Source organism: Neisseria sp. P0001.S005, from assembly GCF_051963715.1.
Genome location: NZ_JBQCTZ010001174.1, coordinates 1 through 204, shown reverse-complemented (window position 1 = coordinate 204; position 204 = coordinate 1). Strand labels below are relative to the sequence as shown.

1 pseudogene is annotated in these 204 nt (G+C 45.1%); it reads left to right on the top strand.

The features are described from left to right. Positions 1–99 precede the first annotated feature (99 nt). Positions 100–204: pseudogene (locus ACTHSP_RS24465) on the top strand (octaprenyl diphosphate synthase); the annotation flags it as partial.

Genomic DNA, 204 nt, shown 5'->3' with positions numbered 1-204 from the left:
ATTGCTGATATCTTTATGCAACGTTATTACCCCGACCGAATGTACGGGTTTAAACAGATTCATTGGAGCCCCGCTCCTTTTATCAACAGAGAATGTTTTATGCTCGAAAACCTGCCTTACTTCCAACGCCACCTGCCCGATGACCTTGCCAAAGTTAATGCGGTCATCAACCAAGCTGTTCAATCCGATGTTGCACTGATTTCG